The 8,993-nt window shown below is 57.5% G+C and carries 8 protein-coding genes and 1 pseudogene; 8 read left to right on the top strand and 1 reads right to left on the bottom strand.

Annotated elements, in window-relative coordinates; genetic code table 11:
• From Q7U76_14965 to Q7U76_14955, 3 genes are all read left to right on the top strand, one after another.
• On the top strand, positions 1-204 hold a 204-nt coding region (locus Q7U76_14965), incomplete at its 5' end, for a methyl-accepting chemotaxis protein (GenBank protein ID MDO8357685.1).
• A 78-nt stretch (positions 205-282) separates the two neighbouring features.
• Positions 283-1,926: a methyl-accepting chemotaxis protein gene (locus Q7U76_14960; protein ID MDO8357684.1), complete on the top strand. Its 1,644-nt coding sequence runs from the start codon at positions 283-285 to the stop codon at positions 1,924-1,926.
• 26 nt (positions 1,927-1,952) lie between these two features.
• The gene (locus tag Q7U76_14955) at positions 1,953-2,504 is read left to right on the top strand and encodes a chemotaxis protein CheW (protein MDO8357683.1); all 552 of its coding nucleotides are present in this window, start codon (positions 1,953-1,955) and stop codon (positions 2,502-2,504) included.
• Here the strand turns inward: Q7U76_14955 and Q7U76_14950 are convergent.
• Entirely contained in the window at positions 2,479-2,721 is a 243-nt protein-coding gene (locus Q7U76_14950; GenBank protein MDO8357682.1) for a hypothetical protein, read from the bottom strand. The two genes, Q7U76_14955 and Q7U76_14950, sit on opposite strands and share 26 nt — an antisense overlap.
• Before the next feature lie 135 nt (positions 2,722-2,856).
• Between Q7U76_14950 and Q7U76_14945 the strand changes: the two genes are divergently transcribed.
• The 5 genes and pseudogenes from Q7U76_14945 to Q7U76_14925 all read left to right on the top strand — a co-directional run bounded on the left by Q7U76_14945 (position 2,857) and on the right by Q7U76_14925 (position 8,992).
• On the top strand, positions 2,857-3,627 hold the full coding sequence (locus tag Q7U76_14945; protein MDO8357681.1) for a flagellar motor protein: 771 nt from the start codon (positions 2,857-2,859) through the stop codon (positions 3,625-3,627).
• Positions 3,628-3,795: 168 nt separating this feature from the next.
• On the top strand, positions 3,796-4,653 hold the full coding sequence (locus tag Q7U76_14940) for a flagellar motor protein MotB (GenBank protein MDO8357680.1): 858 nt from the start codon (positions 3,796-3,798) through the stop codon (positions 4,651-4,653).
• Positions 4,654-5,051: 398 nt separating this feature from the next.
• Complete coding sequence (locus Q7U76_14935) at positions 5,052-5,321, top strand: STAS domain-containing protein (protein MDO8357679.1); 270 nt, start codon at positions 5,052-5,054, stop codon at positions 5,319-5,321.
• Between the two features lie 167 nt (positions 5,322-5,488).
• Positions 5,489-5,941, top strand: a pseudogene (locus Q7U76_14930) (methyl-accepting chemotaxis protein).
• 300 nt (positions 5,942-6,241) lie between these two features.
• Positions 6,242-8,992 carry an ATP-binding protein gene (locus Q7U76_14925; GenBank protein MDO8357678.1) on the top strand — a complete coding sequence of 917 codons (2,751 nt, stop codon included), beginning with the start codon at positions 6,242-6,244 and terminating at the stop codon, positions 8,990-8,992.
• Position 8,993: the final 1 nt, after the last annotated feature.

Below are 8,993 nucleotides of genomic sequence, written 5' to 3'. Positions count from 1 at the left end.
GAAAGCGCGGATATGATTCGCCAGATTGCGGTGGCCTCGGAAGAGCAGTCGGTGGCCACGCAGCAAATCGCCAACGACATTGAGAATGTCGCGAAGGTGACGAAGGAATCCGCGTCTGGCGCCAACGAATCGGCCAAAGCGAGCCACGACCTGAGCCAGTTGGCCGTCGAACTGCAAGGGATTGTGGGATCGTTCAAGGTGTGATGAGCAGGATTCACCCTGAGCCCTGGACGCCTGTGACAGCGGCGTCCAGGGCGGGCCGGAGAGTTCGAAAGGAAGCACGTGCAATATTATTTCAGTTGCCTGTCGATGCAGTGGAAGTTGCTCGCGCTGGCGGGGCCATTTATCTTGGCGCTGTCCGTTGTCTTCACCGACATGTATATGGGGCTTCAAGAAGTGAAGGTGGCCGGTCCGATCTATTCCGAGATCGTGATGACGAAGGACCTGGTGGCCGACGTCTTGCCTCCTCCTGAGTATTTGATCGAGTCGTATCTGGTTGCACTGGAGATGTTGCTGGTGCAGGACCGCACACAACTCGTCAGCCTGGTGTCCAAGAGCAAACAATTGCGGGAAGAGTTTGAGTCCCGTCACAGCTTCTGGGTGAAGGCACTTCCGGAAGGCGAGATCAAGGAGCGGCTGACTCTTGCATCGTATAAGCATGGGAAGGCGTTCTTAGACGCGCGCGATAACGAGTATATTCCTGCGTTGCTCGCCGGCGATGTAAGTAAAGCGCGCGCGCTCGCAGCAGGCGTTCTGCAGACAACGTACAACGAACATCGTCTGGCCATTGACCAGGTCATTACGCTGGCCGTGCCTTGGCAGCAGCGATTGGAAGAAGAGGCCGGCAATCGTGTCCAGCAGCACCTTCGCCAATCGATTGTGTTGGGGTTAGGAATCGGAGCGATCGCCATGCTCGTCGGATTCTTTGTCGCTCGGTCGATCATACAGCCGCTTCATGGACTCATGGCGGCATTCGGCCAATTTGCCAAGGGTGACCTGAGTCAGCGGGTGCCGGTACATGGACATGACGAAGTCGCCGGTCTATCCAGATCCTTCAATCTCTGCTCGGAGAAGCTTCAGGACATGATCGGCAAAGTCGCCCATGTGACCGACAAGGTCGCCTCCGCGTCGGTCGAACTGTCCGCGACCGCGGAGGAAATCTCCAGGGGCACCGATACCCTGACCTCTCGTGCCGCACAGACCGCCGCCGCGGTGGAGGAAATGACTTCGACCGTCAGCCAGGTCGCTCAGAATTCCGGCAAGGCCGCGACGCTGGCGCAAGAGACCGTGCAAACCGCGAAGAACGGCGGGTCGGTGGTGGCCGATACCATCTCCGGCATGCAACACCTGTCGGAAGCTGTGTCCAACTCGGCGACGATCATTGCCGAGCTGGGCAAGTCGTCAGATCAAATCGGTGAAATCGTTCGCGTCATTGAAGATATCGCCGACCAGACGAATTTGCTGGCCTTAAACGCGGCGATCGAAGCCGCCCGAGCCGGTGAACAGGGACGTGGATTCGCCGTCGTCGCCGACGAAGTCCGCAAGTTGGCGGAACGGACGACCAAAGCCACGAAGGAAATCGGCGATATGATCCGTCAGATTCAACATGATACGCGCGGCGCCGTCGATTCGATGCAACAGGGGACACAGAAAGTCAGCGGCGGTGTCGAACTGGTCAACAAGACCGGCGAAGCGCTGACGCGCATCGTGCAAATGGTCTCCGAAAGCGCGGATATGATTCGCCAGATTGCGGTGGCCTCGGAAGAGCAGTCGGTGGCCACGCAGCAAATCGCCAACGACATTGAGAATGTCGCGAAGGTGACGAAGGAATCCGCGTCTGGTGCCAACGAATCGGCCAAAGCGAGCCATGCTCTCAGTCTGTTAGCAGTTGAGCTGCAGAGTATTGTGGGATCGTTCAAGGTCTAGCATCACGCTGAAGAGAGGAGATGCCGATGATTGTCGAAGAAAAAGTCGAGGCGCAACAGGGCCAGGGTGGGGGCGCTGGTGTACTGACCAGGGAAGCCGTAGCCGGCGATGACCTCCGTCAACTGGTCACCTGCCTGATCGGCCGTGAGGAATTTGCGCTGGATGTATTGAGCGTCCAGGAGATCAATCGCATGGTCGAAATCACGCGGGTGCCGAAGGCGCCGGCCTACGTCGAAGGGGTGATCAATCTGCGCGGCAGGATCATTCCGGTCCTGGATCTCCGGCGGCGTTTTGGGCTCCCGCCGGTCGAGAAGTCGGATAATTCCCGCATCATGGTGGTCTTAGTTCGGCAGCGGATGGTCGGATTGATCGTCGATGAAGTCGTGGAGGTCCTGCGTATTCCGAAATCCACGATTGAACCGCCTCCGGCGTTCGGCAGTTCTGCCGGCGCCGAATTCACGCAGGGCATCGGGCGGATCGAGGATCGACTCTTGATCGTCTTGGATCTGAATCGTCTGTTGATGCCCAATGAGCAGGCTACGGTGGATGCGGTTACGGGGCAGGGGGCGGGCCACTAGACGGAGGGAGCTGAGACTTCAGCCGTTGTTTTTCGATGACGCGTTCCAACAGCCCGAGCGATTCGTTCAGGAGGTCGGAGGCGCAGCTCATCGTGGTTTGAAATTGTTGCATGGCTTCGGCCCACTTCTTCTCCTGTTGGAGCTCCTGGAACCGTCGATATTGTTCGTGAAGGATGGCTTGTTTGGCATCGAGTATCAGGCAGTCCAGTTCGCTCACATCGACCTCCCAATCCGTGTGGTTGTGCACCGTACCAGAGCCAACGCTGGTCTGGCTATAGTACGAAAGCATGGGTGAAGGGCCGGACAGGTACGTGCTGGATCGAGTCACTGAACTGAGAAGGAACTGCGCGACGTGGATATTGCAACAATTCTAGGAATCGTCCTCGCACTCGGCTCCATCGTCGGGGGGCAGGCCCTCGAAGGCGGCCATCTCAGCTCTATCATGCAGCTCACCGCCTTCATCATCGTGATGGGTGGCACCATCGGGGCGGTCTGCGTGCAGAATCCGCTGTCCGTCGTGTTGAAAGGGATCTCGATGATCAGCCTCGGCATCATCAATCCGAAACACGACAACAAGGGCACCATCAAGACGATCCTCGATCTGGCGAACGTGTCTCGCAAACAAGGGCTGCTGGCGCTTGAAGGTAAACTGAAAGACATCCACGATCCGTTTTTCCGTAAAGGTGTGCAATTGATCGTCGATGGGACCGACCCCAAGGTGGTGCATGAGATCCTGGAGATCGACGTCGAACATCACGAGGAAGAAGGCCTCAACGCCGCGAAGGTCTGGGAGGCCGCAGGCGGCTATGCGCCGACCGTCGGTATCATCGGCGCGGTGCTCGGGTTGATTCACGTCATGGAAAACCTGGCAGATCCCTCCAAGCTTGGAGGCGGCATTGCCGTCGCCTTCGTGGCGACGGTCTACGGTGTCGCCGCAGCCAATCTATTTTTTCTTCCGCTGGCCAGCAAGATGAAATTCAAGATCAAGGAAGAAGCGGGCTCGCGCATGATGATCATCATGGGACTCGTGGGATTAGCGCAAGGCGAGAACCCGCGCCTCTTACAGGAAAAACTCGAGGGCTTCCTGCCGGAGTCTGAACGTACGAAAGAAGCCAAGAAGTGAAGCGTTGCTCGTGGGAGGGCGGAGCTGATAGCTAATGGCTTATAGCTGATGGCTCGGAAAAATACTGTCTGTCGGGAAAGAGAATCGATCTTTGGTTTCGGCAGTTCCAGCGCTGAATCCTTGCCATAAGCCATACGCTATAAGCTCTTTTCTTCAGTCGGATACGCAATGGGCAAAAAGAAACACGAAGAACACGAAAATCACGAGCGGTGGCTGGTGTCCTATGCCGACTTCATCACCCTGCTCTTTGCGTTTTTCGTCGTCATGTACTCGATCTCCTCGGTGAACGAGGGCAAGTTTCGCACGGTGAGTGAGTCTATTAAGGCAGCCTTAAATCCAATCGTCAGTCCGCCTGCTTCCCCCACGCCGTTTCAAGTCGGTGCCAACAAGCCGACCACCATTGTGCCCAATGTGATCCCCTCAAGGGATATGGCGGTCCGACGTCTGCGTCAGGCCCTGAAGGCGCTCCAGGTGTCTGCCAGAATCGAACCAATCCTAATGACCGAGCCGGGAGAGAGCACCATTGTCCTCTCGCTGCCGGAGTTGGTCCTGTTCGAGAGCGGAGCGGCGGTGCTTCGTCCCGAGGCCCTGCCATTTCTCCAGACGCTTGCTGAGGTGCTGGTCGAACTCGATCGTCAGGTCAGGGTGCAAGGCCATACGGACAATGTGCCGATCCGGTCGGCGCAGTTTCCCTCGAATTGGGAACTCTCTTCGATGCGAGCGGTGATGGTCGTCCGGGCATTAGGTGAACTGTACGGGGTGTCGATGCAGAACCTGTCGGCCGTCGGGTATGCCGATTCCAGACCGCTCGTGCCCAACGAGACAGCGGAGAATCGGGCGAAAAATCGTCGGGTCGAAATCGTCGTGCTGGAAAAGAAATGGATCCCTCCACCAGTCGATGCGGCAGGCCAGCCAATAGTCCCCGAGGGGGCAGCCGTCTCTTCGGACGGATCAATGCAGGGGCAATCCACTATGTCAGGAGATATTCCCTCCAGGTTGATGTCCCCCTCGTCGTTGCCCCACTAGGACCGCCAGCGGTCAACAAGCCTACTCTTCTTTCGCTTCCCAGACAGTCTCTGGCCACAGCCGTACTCACGCCGAACCCGGAGAGGGGGCGTCGAGGGGCAGGGTGCAGCGTCGCTTCTCTTGTGACATTGACTGGTCCGATACTCATGAGGCTCGTACCCTGTGGGAGAAGGATTACGTAGTGTTCGATTATTATCTCACGAGAGTCTGTGGCTATCTGAATAGAATATGGCCCTGGTTGGATACGGCCAAATGATGGTAAGGAATCAAATGTGTAAGGTGAGATTAAGTATTTAAGTATTGGGCCGATAATCTAGGTAGCCAGGCTAATAAATAGGGTGGTTAGACTAATTTGATAATGGCGGATAATCAGCCGTCTTAACATGAGGGCACGGAACGTGATGGATGCGAGTTCGAAACAGTATGCGCCGACCGGGGATCTCACGATTTTTGAAGTGACGGCATTCAAGGACAGCTTGGTGGAGCTGCTGTCCTGTGGAGGAACGGGAACGCTCGATCTCTCACATATAGGACAGGTAGATGGCTCGGCGCTTCAACTCATTGTAGCTGTATTGCAGACGGAGCGTCTCTGCGTGACCGGCGCCTCTGTCGAGATTGTGCAGAAGATGAAACGAATCGGTGGGTATCTCACTGCTGCACAGGCCTGATCCTGACAGGGTGTGAATGATTAAGACGAATATGAAGAGCCTCTGGATACTCTTGTCTCGATTGCCAGTGGAGTGATTGTCGGGTCGGCCTGCGGATATTGGTATGGACGGAAGTCGGGTGTAACGCCAACGTTACTGCTCTCTGCCGGACAGCAATCTGATGGGCAGCGGCTCGCACCGGAGAACATGGTCGCGGGTTCGCCGTGGTTGCTGTGGAAGTCCGCAATCTGGCGCAGCGGTCGGCAACTGCTGCGAAAGAAATTAAGGGTCTCATCAGCGAGTCCGTGCAACGAGTCACGGCCGGCAGCGTGTTGGTCGATCAGTCCGGCAAGACGCTGACGGAGATCGTGGGCTCGGTCAAACGGGTCGCCAACATCATCGCGGAGATCACGGCGGCCTTGCAGGAACAGGCTGCCGGGATCGAGCAAGTGAATAAGGCCATCGTGCAGATGGATGAAACCACGCAGCAGAATGCCGCGTTGGTGGAAGAGGCGACGAGCGCCAGCCAGTCTATGAAGGAACAGGCGCAGGGACTCATGAGCCAGGTTGGGCCTTCAAGATTACGCAGATCGGGCAGGAGCATAGCCTGCAGCCCAACGTTCATTCGGCAGGGCCGGTGAAGAAACCCCTCTTCAAAAAACTATCGGTGTCGCCTCCGGTAACGGCAAGGATCGCAGGCAGAAGGACAATGAATTCGAGGAATTCTAACCGGCATGAAGCCTGGCTAGGGCAGGGGGCCGGGATGTCTGTCTCGGCCTCTTGCCGGTCCTCTCTCAGGATGCTGAGCGAGAGAGCGGGGCAGCCCGACGCGAGTGAAGCAGGCTGAGGTCACGATTGGGCGGCGATCAGCATCGTTCAACCTCAGCCTTGACCTGAGTCTGTTACGTTCGACAATCCAGTAAGCGGAGTGTTCGTTTGCCATGGCCAGCTTGCACCCTCTGCCAGACTCTCAAATCCCCGTAGGCCAGAACATCGGCTATCCTCATTTGTGGTTATCGAAAGGGCTCGCGCTCCTGCTCGTGACGATCCTTCTCGGTGCCGGCTTCATCCCGTACTTCGTGAAACGGCATCTGGTGATGCAAAGCGGCGAGGCGCTCCAGCTCACCGCTCACGTCGTCGCCACCACCCTTGGACACGTGCTCTATGAGCGGTACGGCGACATCCAGGTGCTCTCATCCCTTGTCGCCGATCGCTCGATGACCGGAGGCGACATCTCGCAGCTCTTGATGACCTTCAAAGAGGTCTATCCTGCCTATTCCGGACTCATGTTCGCGGACCGACATGGGCGGGTGATGGCGGCAACCGATTCTTCTGAGGTCGGGGCCGATGTCTCTCACAGGGATTGGTTTCGGCGCAGCGCCGAGACCGGAACCATCGTGGTGACAGACTCTGGCACCGCAGAGTCGGAGCGGGCACAATGTGCGGTCACGTTTTCCACTCCACTACGGAGTGCGGAGGGCACGTTCTTCGGCGTGGCACATTCCTGTCTGACGGCGGAGTCGCTGGAAACGGATGCGTTTGCCGCGCTTATTACATTTTCGAAGGACCTCAGTCTGATTCAGCAATTCGAGTATCAGGTGCTGTCAGGCGCCGGTCATGCGTTTATCGACTCGACGTCTCGGAACGAGGACAACCTCCGTGCGCTCGGTGTGCGATCAGTCGTACAGTCTGAATCACTCAAGGAGGGGTGGCTTGAGGAAGTCCATCTGCGCCGCGGAGTCCCGGTCATCACCGGCTTTGCCTCAGTGGCAGCCAAGCCGGACTTTATCGGACTGCCCTGGAGAGTGCTGATCCGGGTCGATCAAACGGTTGTCCTGGGGGCCATCGCGGCGACCCTCCAAACAGTGGGAATCGGTCTTGCGGCGATTCTCGTCCCGTTAGGGATCGCGCTGCTGTATGCCAACAATATGGTGAAACGTGAATGGCTCTTGGCGAGAGAGGCGGAGCGACTGGCACAGCTCGGCGAGCGGCGTATCCGGCAGACCATCGAGGCCACGCTCGATGCCGTCATCTCGATGGATGATCATGGCCTTATCGTGGAGTGGAACCCGCAGGCCTCGCGGGTCTTTGGTTGGGATCGGACGGAAGCCCTGGGGCAGCGTCTAAGCGACCTCATTGTTCCAGAGGGATTCCGAGCCTCGCATGAGGCTGGATTTCAGCGGTTCGTTCACACGAGAACATCGACATTGCTGAACCGGCGATTGGAACTGCCGGCCCTGCATCGGAATGGCCAGACGTTGTGCGTGGAGATTGCGATTACGGAGAGCAGCCACATCGGCGGCTCGATATTTACCGCGTTTCTTCGGGACATCACGCTCCTCAAGAAGACTGCGCGACTTCAGGCGATCGAACATGACATCAACAGAGTCCTGGCTGAGAGCGGGAGCAGGGAGGAGACGGTATCGAAAATTCTCAAGACCGTCTGTGTCGATCTGAGCTGGCCGGTGGGTTCGTTGTGGGAGGTGGAGCAGGACCTGCTGCGGCTGAAACAGAGTTGGCAGACGCCGGATTTCGACGGACAGTCTTTTCTCCAGGAGAGCGCCAGCATAACCTTTGCCCGTGGCGTTGGCCTACCCGGTCGAGTGTGGGACAGTGCGGCTTCGTTCCAGATACTCGATATTCGGCAGGATTCAAATTTTCCGAGAATGGCAATCGCCGAGCAGGTGGGGCTTCGCAGCGGGCTCGCGTTTTCTGTGGGGGTCGAGAACCAGACGCTGGGCGTGCTGGAGTTTTTCACTCGGACGATTCAGGAACCGGATCCCGAACTGGTCCAGATGCTGCAGTCTGTTGGCAATCAGATCGCCCGCTTTCTCATTCATAAACGTGCTGAAGCGATGCTGAATCAGTACCATGCCAGGCTGGAGCATGACATCGCTCAGCGGACCCTGGATCTGGAAGCGGCAAAAGCAAAGGCCGAGTCGGCCAACCTGGCTAAATCTGAGTTCCTGGCCAACATGTCCCATGAGCTGCGAACGCCGATGCATGCCATCATGAGCTTCGCGAGTCTGGGGACCGAAAAACTGCAGCATCACACGCTGGAGAAGTTGCCTCTGTATCTCCAGCGTATCCATGAGAGCGGCGCCAGGCTGCTGGCTCTCCTGAACGGTCTGTTGGATCTCTCCAAACTGGAAGCCGGCAAGATGATCTACGACATGCAACAACATGACATGGCGGTGCTGGTGCGCACGGTCGTGGAGCAGGTCGAGCTGCTTGCCAAGCAGAAATCTCTCACCCTGATCGTGCATCCCTGCGACAAACCCACCCTTGTGCTCTGCGATGGCCTTCGTATCACCCAGGTCCTCTATAACCTCCTGTCCAACTCGATCAAGTTCACGCCGAATGGCCGAACGATCACGATGGCCATGACTCAGCAGATGCCCCTGCCTGACGAGGCGTTTCCACAGGGACATCCCGTTCTTGCTGTGACCACCAGGGACGAAGGGATCGGTATTCCTGACGACGAGTTGGGCAAAGTGTTCGAGAAGTTTGTGCAGAGCAGAAAAACGAAGACCGGAGCCGGTGGGACAGGCTTGGGTTTGTCCATCTGCCGCGAGATTGTCGCAGCCCACGGAGGAGCCATCTCGGCCGTGAACAATGTGGAGGGCGGCTCCGCGTTCACCTTCACGCTTCCAGCTGCAGTCGTGGACACCGTCGTGACAGGGGAGATTTAAT

The sequence above is a fragment of the Nitrospirota bacterium genome (assembly GCA_030645475.1).
In the GTDB taxonomy this organism is placed as follows: Bacteria; Nitrospirota; Nitrospiria; order Nitrospirales; family Nitrospiraceae; genus Palsa-1315.
The sequence above is the reverse complement of the archived record's forward strand: the minus strand, read 5'-3'. Positions and strand labels throughout refer to the sequence as shown.